Below are 16,169 nucleotides of genomic sequence, written 5' to 3' on the forward strand. Positions count from 1 at the left end.
GCTTACCGGGCCGGCTGGGTGGCGCTCAGCGCCGGAACGGCAGGTGGATCGCCTTCGTCTCGAGGAACGACTCGTAGCCCTCGGTGCCGTACTCGCGGCCGAGGCCACTGACGCCGAAGCCGCCGGCCGGCATACCGAACAGGCCGCTCTCGCGGAACGAGTTGATCCAGACCGTGCCAGCCCGAACGCCGTGCGCGAACTTCATCGCCTTCGAGACGTCACTCGTCCACACGGCTGAGGCCAGGCCGTAACGGGACTCGTTCGAGATCCGGACCGCCTCCTCGACGGTGTCGAAGCCGAGGACCGCGAGCACCGGCCCGAAGATCTCCTCCTGGGCGATCCGCGCCCCGGGGTCGACGTCGTCGAAGATCGTCGGAGAGAAGAAGTTGCCCGCCGACAGCGTCGGGTCGGACGGCCGTTCCCCGCCGAGCACAAGCCTGCCCTCCTCGCGCCCGACTTCGACATAGCCGGTCACCCGCTCGAGCTGCGTGGGGCTGACGAGCGGCCCCATCGTCGTGTCCGGCGCGAGCGGGTCGCCCATCCGCACCTGTGCGAAGCGTGCGACGAGGCGTTCGAGCAGCTCCTCACGGATCGAGTTCTCCACGAGGAGACGGGATCCCGCGATGCACGCCTGCCCCGTGAGCGGCGCGATCCCCTGGTACGCCCCCTCGACGGCTTCCTCCAGCGAGGGCGCGTCGGCGAAGATCACGTTCGGCGACTTGCCGCCGAGCTCCAGCACGACGCGCTTGAGGTTGCCCGAGGCTGCCTGCATGACCTTCTGGCCCGTGAGCGTCGACCCGGTGAAGGTGACCATGTCGACGAGCGCGCTCGACGCGATCGCCTGCCCCGCGACCGAGCCGTTGAGCCGGTCGCTCGTCACCACGTTCAGGACACCTGGCGGCAGGCCAGCCTCCTGGAACAGCGCCGCGAGTTCGAGCACCGCCCCGGCGGTGAAGTGGGCGGGCTTGAGCACGACCGAGCAGCCGGCCGCGAGACCCGGACCAGCCTTGTGGCAGAAGGAAAGTGGCCGGTTCCAGGCAAGCAGCGCGCCCACCACACCGATCGGCTCGTGCGCGATGATGCCGAACACGTCGGGCTGCTGCAGCGTCATCGACTCGTCCCGCCACGTCTCGGCGATCGAGGCGATGTTGCGCAAGCTCTCCGCCGCATGCGCGACGTTGCCCGCCTGCCGCGGCTGCCCGAGCTCCTTGGTGAGGATCGTCTGGAACCGCTCCGCATTGTCGTCGAGCAGCGACGCCGTGCGACGCAGCACGTCTGCGCGCCGCTTGGCCGGGTAGTGACGCCACGGGCCCTCGTCGAACGCCTTGCGCGCCGCGCGGATCGCCGCCTGCACGTCATCCTCGGTGGCCTGGGCGTAGCGGGCGGTCGTCGACCCGTCGAACGGGTCCGCGCGCTCGTAGAGCGCCTGGTCCTGGGCGGGACGCCACTGCCCGTCGATGAGCAGGTCGTAGGTCTTGGGGTCGGGGTTGCGCACCGAGGTGGTCGTCATGGCGCCGGCACCCCCAGCATCCCGGAGAGCACGCCCGCGATCTCGATCGGCTCCCACATCCCCGCCGCCCGGACCAGGCTGCCGCCGCCAGGCAGGTGGAACGGCTGGCTGTAGAGGCAGATGTCACCGCCCGAGGCGTAGAAGAAGCGTCCGCTGACGTCCTTCGACAGCTCGCCCGAGAGGTAGACGATGAGGGGCGCGACGTACGCGGGGTCCATGGAGGAGGCGGGCGGCATACCTCCTGTCTGGTTCGGCTTCGTGCCCGGGAAGAGCTGGGTGTTCGCGCTTGGCAGGAGGCAGTTGACGTTGACCCCAGTCTCCCACGTCTCGAGCGCGAGCGTCGTCGACAGCGCCATGATGCCGGCCTTCGCCGCGGCATACGCGACGCTGCTCGGCTTGCGCGCGTCGGGTCGGGGAATCGTCTTGTTGTCCGGCACGTCCCAGAACGCGCCTCGGGAGCCGACGTTGATGATCCGGCCCCAGCCGTTCTCGAGCATCACCCTGGTCGCTGCCCGGCACATGAGAAAGTGGCCCTTGAGGTGCAGGTCCATGACCGAGTCCCACTGCTCCTCGGTGAGGTCGACGAGGTCCGCCTTGACGACGTTGCCGGCGCAGTTGACGAGGATGTCGAGACTGCCGAACTCGGCGACCGCCGCATCGACCATCGCCCGCGCGCCGTCGGCGCTCGTCACGTCCTCCCGCAGCGCGAGGCCGCGCCCGCCCGCCGCAGCAATCTCGTCGACCACCGCCTGTGCGGCCGAGTCGCCCTGGTCATCGACGTACAGGTCGTCGATCACCACCGCCGCCCCGGCCTTCGCGAGCGCGAGCGCAATGCCACGACCGATCCCTCGTCCGCCACCCGTCACCAGGGCAACCCTTCCGTCAAGCCGTTCCGACGCTTCTACCATTCCTCGTTTCCTTCCCAGGCCGCGCTGGCACAGCAGTGACGCGCGGCGCATCCATCGCAGCGACTTCTTATTTGCACCGAGATCGTTCAGGCCGACACCGTGAGGGCCGGCGTCTCCGGCGTGTCCGGCGTGTCTACGGCTTGGTCCACCACGGACGCCGACTCCTCGGCGGGGAGCACCCGGACGTCGTGAGGGTCGACCTCGACCACGACGGTCGAGCCGACCGGCGTCTTCGTCAGGCTCGACGCGACCGCCTGAGCCCGGAGCCGGATTTCCCCCACGCGCACGAAGATGTCTCCGACGCTGCCCATGTAGACGACGTCCTCGACGACGCCGAGGAGATCGCCTGCACACTGGTCGGCCTGCGCCGGCGCCGGCCGCACCCGGATCGACTCCGGCCGGATCGAGAGCACGACGTCGGGGCCGGTGCCGGCTCGGGCGACGCCACGCAGCCGCAGGTTATCGACCTGCAGGTCGACGAGGCCGTCGGCGTCGACCGTGCCATCGACGTGGGCCGGGACAAAGTTGCTGATCCCGACGAACTCGGCTGCGAACCGGCTCACCGGCTCCTCGTAGAGCTCACGTCCGGTGCCGATCTGCACGATGTCCCCGTGGCTCATGAGCACGATGCGGTCCGAGATCGCCATCGCCTCGCCCTGGTCGTGGGTGACGTAGACCGCGGTGGTGCCGACCTGTTGCTGCAGCTCGCGTAGGTCGAACCGCATCTTCTCCCGGAGCTTGGCGTCGAGGTTGCTCAGCGGTTCGTCGAAGAGCAGCACCACCGGTTTTGGCGCGATGCTGCGCGCGACCGCGACGCGCTGCATCTGACCACCCGACAGCTCCGACGGGTAGCGCTTCTGCATGCCCGGCAGGCCCACCATCTCGAGCACCTCGGCGACGCGCTCATCGATCGTTGGCCGCTTCCAGCCGAGCACCCGGAGGCTGTACGCGATGTTCTTGGAGACGCTCATGTGCGGCCACAAGGCGTAGGACTGGAAGATCAGGCCGAGGCGGCGCTTCTCCGGCGGCAGCGTGAAGCCCTTCTGCGACACGACGTCGTCCCCGATGTAGATCTCGCCGCCGTCGATCGTCTCCAGCCCGGCGATCGAGCGCAGCAGCGTCGTCTTGCCGCAGCCGCTCGGGCCGAGCAGCGCCACGAACTCGCCATCGCCGACGTCGAGGCTGAAGTCGTTGAGCGCGTGAAAGTCCCCATACCACTTGTGCACGTGGTTGATCCGGATGGATCTCAACTCGGCGTCCTCTCTCTTTCGCCTCAGGCGCGACTGCTGCTGAGGTCGACCTTGAACACGAACCGCGCGACGAGGTAGGCCGCGATGATGAACACGGACTCGATGAGCGCGATGCAGGCGGCGTAGTTGAGTGATCCGGCGATGATCGAGCCCCACATGATGACCGGGAGGACGATCGAGTTCGCCGAGTACGTCATGACCGCGATGTTGAGCTCGCGAGTGAACATGATGAACAACAGCAGCCAGGCCGACAGGGTCGCGGGCGTGAGCAGCGGCGCGGACACGCGCCCGAGCGTGCCGAAGAGCCCGGCGCCGCCGACCCGCGACGCCTCCTCGAGGCTCTTGTCCACTTGGACGAGGGTCGAGGAGAAAATGCGCACCGGGTACGCGAGGAAGCGCGCGGTGTATGCCGCGATGAGCAGCCAGAGGGTACCGTACAGCGGCGTCTGGACCGCCGCCCACAGCGCGCCGACACCGAGCACGATGCCCGGCACGGCGACCGGCAGCATCGCCACGGTCTCCGTCGTGCGGGCCAGCGGTGCCTTGAGCCGCTTCCAGGCGTAGACGAGGAAGAACGCCAGAAGGGTGGCGATCACCGAGCCGACCAGGGCGACGAAGATCGTGTTGCCAAGGCCCTTGAGGAAGACGGGGTCGTTCTGGAGGTTCGCCCAGTTGTCGAGGGTGAACAACTTCGCGGTGAGGCGGGGAGTCACAAACTTCAGGAACGTGACGAAGATGAGCGTGACCATCGGGAGGAAGACTGCGCACAGCAGGAAGAAGGACGGGACGGCGGCCACCAGCCACCGCCACCGGCCGAGCTGGAGGATCGAGGGGCGGGTGCCCTTGCCGGTGACGGTGACGAAGCGGTTCGACATCCGGGTCGCGCGGCCCTGCAGCAGGATGCCGACGATCATGACGAGCAGGAGCACGAGGCCGGCCGCCGCCGCGCTACCCCAGCTCGGCGGGGAGAACTGCGTCTCCTGGTAGATGAACGTCGGCAGGGTGGAGAACTTCGCCCCGGCACCGAGCAGCGCCGGCACCGTGAACATCTCCGCGGACAGGACGAACACCATGATCGCCGCGGACAGCACGCCCGGTAGCACCATCGGGAAGGTGACGCGGACCATCGTCCTCAGGGTTCCGGCACCGCCCACGCGGGACGCCTCCTCGAGCGCGCCGTCCATGTTCTTCAACGGGGCGACCGTGTAGAGGTACGCGAACGGGATGTGGAAGAGCACCATGACGAACACCAGGCCCGGGAAGCTCAGGATGTTCATGAACCCGGACTCGGTGTGAAAGACCTGCTTGAACCAGTAGTTCAGGAATCCCGCGTTCTTCGACCCGAGGATGAGCCAGGCCAGCGCCCCGGCGAAGGGAGAGAGGAAGAGCGGCATCGGGATGAAGAACTCGAAGAACCGCTTGAAAGGGAGGTTCGTGCGAGCCACCGCCCAGGCCAGGGTGACGCCGATGATGCAGGAGAAGACGGTTACGCACGCGGCCAGCAGCAGCGTGTTGCCGAGGACGTGCAGGTAGATCGGGTCCGTGAAGATCCCGACGATGTTGTCCCACGTGAACTGCGAGTTCTGGTCGGTCGGCGAGCCGGTCTGGAAGACGGCGTAGACGAGGTAGCCGAGCGGGACCAGGATGATGAGCCCGAGGATGACGTAGAGCGGCAGCGGGAGCAGTGAGTCCCGGCGCGCGACCAGACGTCGCCCGAGCGAGACCCGCTGCGGCGGACCAGCCGGTTCGGAGTCGCCGCCGAGATCGGCTGCGGTCCGTTGCTCGACGCCCCGCGACGTAGTGAGCGACATCAATGCCTCCTTTGGCCCCACCATCGCCGGACGTCCCCAGTCGCAGTGGGATTACTGTCAACAATCTGCTGCAGGTGTCGCCTACCTGGTGTCAAGAGCACTCTTCCCCTGGTCTGGAGAACGAGGAGACGGTCGGCGGACACACGATCCCGCTGACCGCCTCGGGCGGTGGCCTACTGGCCCGCGCCGAAGAGCTGCGTGAAGTACGTTGTCAGGTCCTTCTGTGTGGCCGTGACGACCTTCTCGTCGTTCGAGACCTGCTTGTTCGGCTTCGGCCAGTTCTCGACGCCGTTCGGGGGCACCCCGATCAGGTCGTCGCGAACCGAGAGGTTGCCGGTCGCGTCTTGCGACGCCTTCTGGCCGGCCTCGGACAGCTGCCAGTTGATGAACAGCTTGCCGCCCGGCGCGTTCGGCGCCTTGGACACCAGGCCCATCAGCGCCGGGACGACGACGGTGTACTCCTGCCGCGAGAGCTCGACGGGAGCGCCCTTCAGCGCCGCGCGGACCGCGGTGACGCTGTTGACCCCGAAGGCGACGGCATACTCACCGCTTTGCACCTGGTTAGCGGCTGAGTTGCCGTCGGAGAACACGACGGGGTCGACGTTGTCCTTGATGGCCTTCAGCCAGTCCTTGCCGAGCGACGTGTCCTGCGCGACCCAGTAGTCCCAGCCGCGCAGGTAGGTGCCGCCGTTGGGCTCGGCGATCGCGGCGCGGCCCTTCCAGGTCGGGTCGGCCCAGCCCTGGTAGGTCTCGAGCTTCTTCTTGTCTTCGTCCGACACCATCGTCGGGTTGTAGACCGCCGACAGCTCGTAGGCGCACCACGGGTACGCATAGCCCTCGATGAACGTCCCCTCGGTCTTGTAGTGCGATGCGTCCGCCGGGGTGAACGGCTCGATGAGGTCCTGCTCCTTGAAGGTGCCGGTGAAGGGGGCCGTGCCGGCGTACTGGATCACGTCCACGTGGTTCTGCCCCGACTGCTTCTCGGTCTCGAAGCGGGTGAGCAGCTGCTGGCCGTTGAGGCCGGTGACCTCGAGGTCGAGACCGGGGTATGCCGCCTCGAACGCCTTCTTGATCGCCGCCTGCTGATCCGTGCCGGAGAGGTGCGTGTACAGGGCAATCTTGCCGCCGTTAGTGGCCTTCGCCTGCTGGTAGAGGTCGTTGAAGGCGGATCCGGCGGGGGTGGGGTCCGCGGAGCCGCCGCAGCCCGCGACCATGGTGGCGAGGGCAGTAGCAACGACCGTCACCACGACCCGGGACCGGAGTCCGAGTCGGAGCGGAGTGATGCGTCGCTTCGTCGCGTCGCGCATCCTTTGCCTCCTTTGGCTACCTTGGCTGTTAACAATAAACTGACACCAGCGGGTGCCGGTGTCAATAGCGCACGGGCATCGCCCGCGTGCCGTCCCCCGCCGCTAGGCCCCGATCCCGGACGAGGGGCGCAATACCCCCGGCCTCGAGGATGCGCAGGATTGTCGGCGGATAGGGCTGGACGGTGCGGCGAGCGCCCGTCCGACGGTTCACGACGGTCCATGCGTCGATGTCGATCTCGGCCTCGTCGCCGTCGTCGAAGAGCTCCAGGGCATTCTCGACCTGGATCAAGGGCAGGCCCGCTGCGATCGCGTTGCGGAAGTAGATCCGCGCGGCGGACTCCGCGATGATCGCCTGGACGCCCCAGACCTGCAGGATGCGGACAGCCTCCTCGCGATGCGAGCCGGCCCCGAAGTTGCGGCCCGCCACGACGATGTCGCCCGGTCGCATGTGTTCGTCGAGACCCGGCCGTAGGCTCTCGAAGGCGTGCGGTCGCAGCGTCGCCAGGTCGTGCTCGCCGCGACCCCGGTGCACCCAGAACGTCGGGGCGATGACGTCGGTGCTGACATCGTTTCCGGGGATCCGCACAATGCGACCGGTCATCCGCCGGCTCAGCACAGGGCCTCCCGGGGGTCGGATATGGCCCCGTTGACGGCCGACCACGCAACGGTCGCCGGGTTCGCCAGGTAGATCTCGGCCTCGGCGCTGCCCAGCCGCCCCCGGTAGTTCCGGGTGGTCGAGGTGAGCGCCACCTCGCCCGGGGCCAGGTAGCCCCGCAGCCCCAGGCACAGCTCGCAGCCGGGATCGAGGAGCTGGGCGCCGGCATCGAGCAGTGTGGTCGCCACGCCGGACTCGATGCACTGTCGGTAGACGTCGTTCGACGCCGGGGAGACCAGGAGCCGTACCCGTGGGTCGACGCGCCGCCCCTCGAGCACCCGGGCCGCGATCTGGATGTCCTCGAACCGGCCATTCGCGCAGGAGCCGATCATCGCCTGGTCGATCCGCTTGCCGACGACCTCGCCCACCGGGAATACCGCGTCGAACTCGTGCGGCACCGCGACCTGCGGCGGGAGTGTCGACAGGTCGACCTCGATCACCTGCTCGTAGTGCGCCTCGGCGTCCGGCGCGACCGGCCGGTAGCCGTCGAGCACCTCCTCGGCGACGCGCGTCCGGAGGAAGTCGTAAGTCGTCTCGTCGGCCTCGAAGAGCGCGAACTTCGCGCCGACCTCGACGCCGTGGTCGGCGATCGTGAACCGGGCGTCCATGCTGAGGCTCGCCACGCCGGCCCCGCCGACCTCGATCGAACGGTAGAGCGCGAAGTCCTCGCCAAACCGGCCGGCGAGGTGGAGCATGACGTCCTTGGCGACCGGCCAGGCAGGCGCTTCCCCGGTCAGCTCTAGCCGGATCGCCTCGGGCACCATGAACCACAGCTCACCCGAGGTCACCGCGTAGAGCACGTCGAGCTCGCCGATGCCAGTCCCGGCGCAGTTCAGTGCACCGTAGATACAGGCGTGCGAGTCGGACCCGACGACGAGCTGCCCCGGGCCCACGTAGCCGTGGTCGACCATCATCTGGTGGCAGATGCCCGAGGTCGTGTTGTGGAAGTGGGTGATGCCGAGCCGCTCGGCGAGCCGGCGCAGCCGCTGCGCCCGCTCGGCGGCGCGCAGGCTCGTCGGCGGCTGGACGTGCTCGAGCATCGCGTACACGCGATCGGGGTCCCACAGCCGCTGTATGCCACCCGGCATCCCGGCCTCGACGAGCCGCTCGTTCGAGTCGACGAACGACTCGAAGACCATGACCCCGTCGAGCGCGCAGTCGACCAGCTCGCCGGGCGCGACCCGATCGACACCGGCCGCCCGGGCCATCAGCTTCTCCGCCATCGTCATCGGCGGCGCGACCGTCACGCTCATGGAATGTCGTCGCGTCGCGCGAGCAGGCCGACCGCAGCGCTCGCGCTCGCCTGGTCATCGAGGCGCCACCAGGCCTCGAGCGCCCGCTCGGTCGCGGGCAACCCGATCACAGGGACTGACAGCTTACGGAACTTGTCACTCGTCTCCTCGACGCTCATCCGGTTCAGGTCGTGGCCGCGCGGGTTCTCCAGCTGGTGCACGCTCGTCTCGCCCGACGTCGTCGTCGCCGTCACCTTCGCGGCGACCGTCGCCGGGTAGAGCGCCTCGATCTCGGCGTCCTCATGGACCGAGATCCGCTGCATGAGCTCGAGCACGTCAGGTGCCTCGTAGCGCTCGGGCTCGAAGTCCGAGACGTCGATCGTGCCGTCGATCAGCACCCGCGCGAAGACGTAGGGCATGCTGTGGTCCGCGGTCTCGCGGGTCTTCGGCGCCCACTTCTCCGGTTCGCTCGCGGTCTCGTGCCAGGCCGACCAGTAGGTGCCGATCTGCACCGACTCCAGCTCGTCGAGCGGCACCTGCTTGCGCAGCTCGAGGGCAGCCCAGACGACGATCTGGATGTTGTACTCGAGCGGCCAGTACTTCAGCCGCACGAACTCCAGCAGGTACTCCCCGGTGGGCGGGAACGGCCGCAGCTCGAAAGGCCCGGTGATGAGCTCCCAGTGCCCGTGCCGGCCCTCAAACGATGCGGTAGGACCGGTCATGCCGAGCCGGGCCAGCTGCGTGAGGTAGGTGGCCTCGCGCGCCGCCTCCGCCGTCGCCGCGCCCTTCCAGAGGGAGAGGCTGCCGGCACGGGTCGCCCGCAACGGCACGCACGAGACGGCCGCGAGGGACACCGCGTGGACAATCTGCATCTCGTCCATCCGGAGCATGTTGCCAAGGCCGGCCGCGACCGCGACCGCGACAGCCGCACCCTGGTCCCAGCCCAGGTAGCGCATCCTGGCCGACTCAGTGAGCCGGTTGAAAACCTCGTACTCGACGACGACCGCGGTGAGCAGGTCGCCGCCGGACACGTCCTCCGCCGCCGCGGCCCCGAGCAGCGCGCCGATGCTGTCGCTCGGGTGCGCCGTGGGGAACGAGTCGTTGAAGTCGAGGAACCGCACCATCGCCGTGTTAAGGAATGCCGCCGTGTCCGCGGTCGTGCGCCCGCCACGGATGATCGGCACGCCGCCGATGTCCTCGACGGCCGGCACCGGCGCAAGGCGTGCCGCCATCTCGACGGCGTCGCAGTCGACGCCGCCGTAGGCACATGCGATGGAGTCGACGATGATCTGCCGCGCGAACACGCGAGTGCGCTCCGGGATGTCCTCGAGCCGCAGCGAGTGCGCGAACCGGGCGATCGCCCGGGTGGTGCGGTCGACGCCGTCGGCGTCGAGCACAGCGGCCGCATCTTCGGCGGGGCTGTGATCCTGTCGATCCTGGGGTCGCTTGACGGGCGAGGTCATGGGACTGCCTCCATTCGCACCTCGGCCACCCCAGCCTGGGTGTGGGCGGCGAGTGCGGCGGTGTCATGGTCGATGAGCACGAGCCGATGGCCCGGTTTGAGCCTTGGTCTCCCGCTGGGGTCGGCGGGCGGGAGCTTGCCGAGAAATGCCTTGCCGTGCGCGGCGGCGAGCTCACGGACGCGGTCGACCGATTCCCGCACGCGTGCGTCGGAGGGCCCGACCCCGAGCTCTGCCGACAGGTCGTTCACGCCGACGTTGACGACGTCGACGCCCGGCGTCGCGACGATGGCCTGCGCGTGCTCGATCGCGCGCATCGACTCGAGCTGGCAGATGGTGAGCACGTGGCGGTTCGCGGCATCCCGGGCCGCGGCGTCGGTCGCGGTCGTCCACCCGCTCGGGAACGCCTGGTAGCCGCTCCCCCGCCGCCCCTGCGGCGGGTAGTGCGTCGCGGCCGCGACCCGCTCCGCGTCCTCGGCGCTGTCGACCTTGGGCGCCATGATGCCGACGGCACCGAGGTCGAGGACACGGCCGATCTCGCCCGGCGTGCCCTCCGCCACCCGCACGACCGGCGCGACGCCCTCGGCTCGGCTCAGGGCCGTCAGCATCTCCAGCCGCTCATGGGTCAGGCCCGTGGCCTCGAGGTCGAACACCGCGAAGTCCACGCCCGCCTGACCGAGCAGCCGCGGCAGGACAGCGGTGAAGAAGCCGACGACCATGAGGCCGACGACCACCTCTCCGGCGGCGACCCGCTCGCGGAGCCCGAGCAGGTCGATCGCCGGCGATACCGCTCCCATGGACTCAGGCAACGATCGCGCTCCGCGCCGAGTCGGCCGCGTACTGCGCCGCTTCCTCACCCGCGATCCGGCCGAAGACAGTGCCGAAGGTGAGACCACTGCCGGCCCCATAGCCGTGGTAGAAGACGCCGCCGGTCACCTCGCCCGTCGCCCAGAGACCGGGGACCGGGTTGCCCTCGACGTCGATCACGCGGGCCTTGGTGTCGATCTTGACGCCGCCGAACGTGAACGTGACACCGCAGGTGACGCCATAGACGACGAAGGGACCCTGGTCGATCGGCAGCGCCCAGTTCGACTTCGGCACCTCCAGCCCGGTGGTCGCGAGCCCGTCCTTCTCCAGCGGGTTGAACCCGTCGCTCGGCGGGGTCGCGGCGTTGAACTCCGCCACCGTCTGCGCGAGCTTCTTCGGGTCGAGGTCGAGCTTGACCGCGAGCTCCTCGATGGTGTCGGCCACGACCGGCTCGGACAGCTCGTAGCGCGGCTCGAGCAGGTGCACGGTCTTCTGGTCGAAGATCTGATACGCCATCGCGTCGGGCTGCCTCTGGATCGCCGCACCAGTGCTCGCGTACGTCATCCAGAGGTGGTCGCGGCCCTCGTCGTAGAACCGCTCGGCATTGATGTTCACCGTGATCGAGTACGGGTAGGAGTAGCGGCTCATCTTGTCGGTGAGGTCGATGCGGCCGACGTCGGGCGCGTTGGACGCGAGCGCGCTCGCGTGCACGCCGCCCCACTGACCGGCCGACTGGGCGCCCTCGAGCAGGAGCTGCTGGAGCACGTGGCCGGTCGCGTACCGGCTGCCGCGGACCTTCACGAGGTCCCAGCCCGGGCCGAGGTAACGCTGCCGCATCTCGGGGTTCGCCCCGAAGCCACCGGCGGCGACGACGACGCTCTTGCCGTGCGCGTCATGCCAGCCATCGGCCTTGCGGATCCGCACGCCGACAACCCGCGAGCCCTCGCGGAGCAGGCTGTCGACCGGTGAGTCGTAGCGCACCTCGATCCCCGCAGCCTCGACGGCGGCGAACTCGTTCTCGACAAGCCCGACACCCTCCTCCTCGGTGACGAGGGCGGCGCCGCCGGCGAGGGTGTACTTCTGGTCGGCAGGCAGCTTCTCGATGTCGTGCACCTTGCCGACCGGGAACTGCCACTTCACGCCCTTGCCGTGCAGCCAGCGGACGGCGTCATAGCCCTGGTCGACCAAGATCTGCGTGAGCTCGGGATCGCAGCGGTTCCGCGACTGCCGGCGCAGGTCGGCCATCATCTTTTCGGTGGGGTAGGGCTCGACGTCCATTCGGTCGATCCACTTGCGCGAGGCCTCGTTGAGCATCGGCTCGAGATCGGCGAGCGTCTCGTACGGGAACCGGAAGAACCCGCCCGTGTAGGTGCTATTGCCGCCGCGCTCCTCCTTCGACGATGCCTCGAGCACGAGCACCTTCTCCGCGCCGACATCCTTCGCGCTCAGTGCCGCCGACAGTGCCGCGTTCCCAGCCCCCACGACGATGACGTCGTAGTCCTGCTGCCCCATGACGCGTCCCTTCCTCTCCGTTGACTCAGGACTTGAAAAACTGTTTACAGGTTACAGTAGTGCATATGCAGCCCCCGCGCCACCGCTACATGTCGACCGCGTCGTGACGACGGTCGACGAGCTCGAACGCCATCGCCGTCCCTCAGAGTGCGATGAGTTCTTGAACCGAGCGCTCCGAGAAGGTCCGCGACTGGCCCCTGGGCCACCAGACCCCCTTTGCGCAACGCGAAGAACCTGCTCGCGAGCTTCTGGATCATCGCGATGTGCTGCTCCACGAGCAGCAGCGCCGTTCCTGTCGAGCGGAAACAGCTCATAGACCTTCGGCGGACTCCAGGAGCCGCGTCAACGCGATGCGCGCCCGAGCAACAGGTTCTCCTCGACAGTGAGGTTCGGGAAGATGCGCTTGCCCTGCGGTACGAGACTGAGACCGCGCGTCGCCGGCTCGTAGCGGTGCCGGCCCAGCTGCCGGCCCTCGAAGCGGATCTCGCCCGTAACCTTCGGCACGCCGTAAGCCGATAGCAGCGAGGTCGACTTGCCGGCGCCGTTCCGACCGACGAGCCCGACCGTCTCACCTTCGTCGATGGTGAACGAGATGTGTTGCAGCACGACCGCGCCGGAATACGAGGCGGCAACATCCCGGAACTCGAGCAGCGCACTCATGCCGCGGCCCCAAGGTATGCGCGGATCACCCGTTCGTCGCGGCGGACCACGGCCGGCTCGCCGCTCGTGAGGAGCCTTCCGAGATTGATGACCGTGACGACATCGCACGTGGAGAACACGCCGTCGACGTCGTGCTCGACGAGGAGGACGCCAACCTCCCGCTCTTTGCAGAGCCGGCGCACGTGCCCGAGCAGTCGCTCGGACTCCTCGGCGACGAGTCCAGCGCATGGCTCGTCGAGCAGCACGATCTTCGGATCGCCGATGAGCGCGAGCGCTAGGTCGACGAGGCGCTGCGTACCGTACGCAATCTCACGGCATACCAGATCGAGCACGGGAACGAGCTCGACCGCCTCGACAATGCCCCGCAGGTCGTCCTCGTCTGTCCGCCGGGCGACGATCTCAAGCTGCTCGCCGACCGTCATCGAGGCGAACACGCTGGGCCGTTGGAAGGAGCGGGCGATGCCGTGGTGGCGCCGCCACGCGGGAGCTCTGCTCGTGACGTCCTCGCCGGAATAGGTGACGCGGCCCGAGCTGCAGCGCCGACGACCCGAAAGCGCCTCGACGAGCGTCGACGACGTCAACGCCGCGGGCGGCGTCGCCGGGTACGACCTCAAGTTCATCCACCAGGACACCGACACGACGCCGGCCACGAGCATCCGGGCCGCAACACAGGCGGTCACGCAGGAGGGCGCGCAGATCCTCGACTTCCAGACCTCGCCCGAGAACGCCGCGATCAACCCGCAGCTCGCGGGGTTTAACGCCCTCGCGTTCAACTCGATCGCGCAGAACGACGGGCTCATCCGCTCGCAGTGCGTTCCGAATGCGTTTCATCTCGTGCCGGCGAACTCGATGCTCATCAATTCGCTGCAGACCCAGATGCCGAACATAACGGGCAACAAGTGGGCGATCATCGCGGCCGACTACAGTATGGGCCACGGCGCGACGACGGCCTTCAAGGCCTCGACGCAGAAACTCGGCAAGAGCGTCGTCTCGGAGCAGTTCGCGCCGCTCGGCACGACCGACTTCGGCACGTACATCACGCAGATACAGCAGAGCGGCGCCGACCCGCTCCTCGTCGTCATGTTCGGCGCCGATGGCGACGCGTTCATCAACCAGGCCACGCAGTCAGGGTCATTGCGTAGTTGAGTAACTGCTGGTCACGGTGGTGATGAGGTCGTGGGGGCGGCGGTTGGCGCGTCGGGTGGCTCTGGCGATGTTGGTCTCGCCATTGCCGCGGTGGAATCCGATGGCGGTGTTGCGCAGGACCGCTGCGACGGCGGGTCCGTTGCCGGTACGTGCCCGGTGGGCGTCCTCGTGGAAGGTCACATCGCGGACCCAGTGCAGCCGGTTATCGATATGCCATTCCAGGCGGGCCCATTCCTGCAGGTCAGCTGGTTGGGCGTGGGCGGCGGGCAGTGACGCCACCAGATAGACGGTCTCTCGTGTGCGCTTGCCAGCCACAGTGCGCGAGCGGGTGATCCGGACGGCCTGTTGGGCGTGGGGGAAGCCGATGCCACCGGGAGTCTGGACGGTCAACGCCTTGACGGTGCGGGTCTCACGACGGCCGTGTCCGGTGTCGCGGTGTTGGTCCCCGACCGGCACCTGCGCCCCCAGGGCAGATGCTTGAGCTGGGCGAACAAGGTCGGCTGGTTGGCCTTGACCGACACATACAGGTGCCCGCCGGCAGCGGCGACGGCTCGGGCGTGGGCGACCTGTGCGTGCAGCGCATCCGCGACGATCACCACACCCGCCAGGCCGCCCAACCGGGCCGCGACCTGCTCCAGCAGCGGAGCGAACGCCGGAATCTCGTTCGACTTCGCCGCGACCTGGACCTGCGCCAGGACCACACCGGTCGAGGTGTCGTAGGCCGACAGCAAGTGAACCCGCCCCTCGGGCAGGACAGCTCCCCGCACCACCTTGCCGTCAACAGCGATGACCCGTCGCACCGGCGGCGGCGCCGACAGCCGGGAGCACAGCCAGTCGGCCAGCACCGCCGTCAACGTCTCGGCGTCGACGCGGACCAGCAACCGCCACACCGTGGTCAAGACCGGCACCCGACCGGTGAACCCGAGCCGGCCCCACGCCGACGCATCGAGATCGTCGACCCAGTCGACGATCGCGGCGAACGTGCTGGCTCCGGCCATCACCGCGCACACCGCGACCGCGAGCACGCTCGCCAAGGGATACCGGATCCCTCGCGGATCACGCGGGTCAGGAACTCGTGCCAGGGCCGCCAGCAGGCCATCGGACTCACGGCCGGCAGCCGTGGTGTCGGTCGAGGCGGGGGCGTGCTGACGGATCACGTCGATCAGCGATGATGACATGCGCGGGTGTGGTCCCTTGTCGGTGTCATGTTGTCTCAGCAACTCCATGATCACCGACGGGGCCCCACCCGTCCCGCGTCACCCTCCAATCAGGCCGTGACACCGCGTACGCCCAGGTCAGACACACCTCAATCGACTACGCAAAGACCCTGGCCACGCAGTACAACCTCTCGAACACGATCAAGACGCGTGTGAGCCTCAACCTCATCACCGACCAGTCGTTCGACAGCCTCGGCGACAAGGTGCTTGGCGACTACCTGATCAAGCAGTACGACTTGACCGCAGACAACGCCCTCAACCAGACGTTCGTCAAGGAGTACAAGGCGAAGTACGAAGTACGGCACGACGCCGAACGACTACGCGGCGAACACCTACATGGCTGCGCAGGGGCTCATCGCCGCGATCCAGAAGGCGAAGAGCAACGACACGAATGCGATCCGCGACGCGCTGTCCGGTCTGACCTTCGACAGCATCGCCGGCCAGGTCACCGTGCGGGCCCAGGACCACCAGCTCCTGATGCCGTCGTACTTCGCCCAGGTCGTGAATGATGGCGGCAGCCTCGCGTTCAAGATCCTCAACACGACGTCGGGCAAGGACGCTTCACCGCAGGCGAGCCCGGACTGCAAGATGACCTGACCGACGGCCCGACTAGGTCGCCGTCCGGTGCGGGATCCGCCCCCGACGGTGCCAGCCGGCGCTGACCGGCCTGGTCGGCCAGGACCGGGCGGTGGCG

At 68.3% G+C, this 16,169-nt stretch carries 15 protein-coding genes and 1 pseudogene; 2 read left to right on the forward strand and 14 right to left on the reverse strand.

Annotated elements, in window-relative coordinates; all coding sequences use genetic code 11:
- Positions 1-25 precede the first annotated feature (25 nt).
- The 12 genes from ACWD5O_RS27480 to ACWD5O_RS27535 form a co-directional block, all read right to left on the reverse strand.
- A complete protein-coding gene (locus ACWD5O_RS27480; RefSeq protein ID WP_450087018.1) occupies positions 26-1,510 on the reverse strand; it encodes an aldehyde dehydrogenase family protein in 1,485 nt (494 codons plus the stop codon).
- Positions 1,507-2,469: an SDR family NAD(P)-dependent oxidoreductase gene (locus tag ACWD5O_RS27485; RefSeq protein ID WP_450087019.1), complete on the reverse strand. Its 963-nt coding sequence runs from the start codon at positions 2,467-2,469 to the stop codon at positions 1,507-1,509. The genes ACWD5O_RS27480 and ACWD5O_RS27485 overlap by 4 nt, the downstream gene beginning before the upstream one ends.
- A gap of 35 nt (positions 2,470-2,504) precedes the next feature.
- Positions 2,505-3,644 (reverse strand): ABC transporter ATP-binding protein, encoded by a 1,140-nt coding sequence (locus ACWD5O_RS27490; RefSeq protein ID WP_450087060.1) that lies wholly within the window; start codon positions 3,642-3,644, stop codon positions 2,505-2,507.
- A 47-nt stretch (positions 3,645-3,691) separates the two neighbouring features.
- Complete coding sequence (locus ACWD5O_RS27495) at positions 3,692-5,479, reverse strand: ABC transporter permease (RefSeq protein WP_450087020.1); 1,788 nt, start codon at positions 5,477-5,479, stop codon at positions 3,692-3,694.
- A 173-nt stretch (positions 5,480-5,652) separates the two neighbouring features.
- Positions 5,653-6,786, reverse strand: a complete 1,134-nt coding sequence (locus tag ACWD5O_RS27500) for an extracellular solute-binding protein (RefSeq protein ID WP_450087021.1) — start codon at positions 6,784-6,786, stop codon at positions 5,653-5,655.
- Positions 6,787-6,847: 61 nt separating this feature from the next.
- Positions 6,848-7,402 carry a LeuD/DmdB family oxidoreductase small subunit gene (locus ACWD5O_RS27505; RefSeq protein WP_450087022.1) on the reverse strand — a complete coding sequence of 185 codons (555 nt, stop codon included), beginning with the start codon at positions 7,400-7,402 and terminating at the stop codon, positions 6,848-6,850.
- Positions 7,396-8,694 carry an aconitase/3-isopropylmalate dehydratase large subunit family protein gene (locus ACWD5O_RS27510; RefSeq protein WP_450087023.1) on the reverse strand — a complete coding sequence of 433 codons (1,299 nt, stop codon included), beginning with the start codon at positions 8,692-8,694 and terminating at the stop codon, positions 7,396-7,398. Before ACWD5O_RS27510 ends, ACWD5O_RS27505 begins: the two co-directional genes overlap by 7 nt.
- The gene (locus ACWD5O_RS27515; RefSeq protein ID WP_450087024.1) at positions 8,691-10,136 is read right to left on the reverse strand and encodes an MmgE/PrpD family protein; all 1,446 of its coding nucleotides are present in this window, start codon (positions 10,134-10,136) and stop codon (positions 8,691-8,693) included. Before ACWD5O_RS27515 ends, ACWD5O_RS27510 begins: the two co-directional genes overlap by 4 nt.
- Positions 10,133-10,852, reverse strand: coding sequence for an aldolase/citrate lyase family protein (locus ACWD5O_RS27520; protein WP_450087025.1), 720 nt, complete (start codon positions 10,850-10,852; stop codon positions 10,133-10,135). Before ACWD5O_RS27520 ends, ACWD5O_RS27515 begins: the two co-directional genes overlap by 4 nt.
- 82 nt (positions 10,853-10,934) lie before the next feature.
- Complete coding sequence (gene tcuA / locus ACWD5O_RS27525; protein WP_450087026.1) at positions 10,935-12,452, reverse strand: FAD-dependent tricarballylate dehydrogenase TcuA; 1,518 nt, start codon at positions 12,450-12,452, stop codon at positions 10,935-10,937.
- A gap of 342 nt (positions 12,453-12,794) precedes the next feature.
- Positions 12,795-13,112 (reverse strand): ATP-binding cassette domain-containing protein, encoded by a 318-nt coding sequence (locus ACWD5O_RS27530; RefSeq protein ID WP_450087027.1) that lies wholly within the window; start codon positions 13,110-13,112, stop codon positions 12,795-12,797.
- Positions 13,109-13,732 carry an ATP-binding cassette domain-containing protein gene (locus ACWD5O_RS27535; RefSeq protein ID WP_450087028.1) on the reverse strand — a complete coding sequence of 208 codons (624 nt, stop codon included), beginning with the start codon at positions 13,730-13,732 and terminating at the stop codon, positions 13,109-13,111. Before ACWD5O_RS27535 ends, ACWD5O_RS27530 begins: the two co-directional genes overlap by 4 nt.
- Here ACWD5O_RS27535 and ACWD5O_RS27540 point away from each other — a divergent pair.
- Positions 13,629-14,258, forward strand: coding sequence for an ABC transporter substrate-binding protein (locus ACWD5O_RS27540; protein WP_450087029.1), 630 nt, complete (start codon positions 13,629-13,631; stop codon positions 14,256-14,258). The two genes, ACWD5O_RS27535 and ACWD5O_RS27540, sit on opposite strands and share 104 nt — an antisense overlap.
- Here the strand turns inward: ACWD5O_RS27540 and ACWD5O_RS27545 are convergent.
- Both ACWD5O_RS27545 and ACWD5O_RS27550 read right to left on the reverse strand, forming a co-directional pair.
- Positions 14,244-14,648: a hypothetical protein gene (locus ACWD5O_RS27545; protein ID WP_450087030.1), complete on the reverse strand. Its 405-nt coding sequence runs from the start codon at positions 14,646-14,648 to the stop codon at positions 14,244-14,246. The two genes, ACWD5O_RS27540 and ACWD5O_RS27545, sit on opposite strands and share 15 nt — an antisense overlap.
- The gene (locus tag ACWD5O_RS27550) at positions 14,645-15,436 is read right to left on the reverse strand and encodes an ISAs1 family transposase (protein WP_450087031.1); all 792 of its coding nucleotides are present in this window, start codon (positions 15,434-15,436) and stop codon (positions 14,645-14,647) included. The genes ACWD5O_RS27545 and ACWD5O_RS27550 overlap by 4 nt, the downstream gene beginning before the upstream one ends.
- A gap of 324 nt (positions 15,437-15,760) precedes the next feature.
- Here ACWD5O_RS27550 and ACWD5O_RS27555 point away from each other — a divergent pair.
- Positions 15,761-16,072 (forward strand): annotated as a pseudogene (locus ACWD5O_RS27555) (ABC transporter substrate-binding protein); the annotation flags it as partial.
- Positions 16,073-16,169: the final 97 nt, after the last annotated feature.

It is taken from the genome of Micromonospora sp. NPDC005161 (assembly GCF_053599855.1).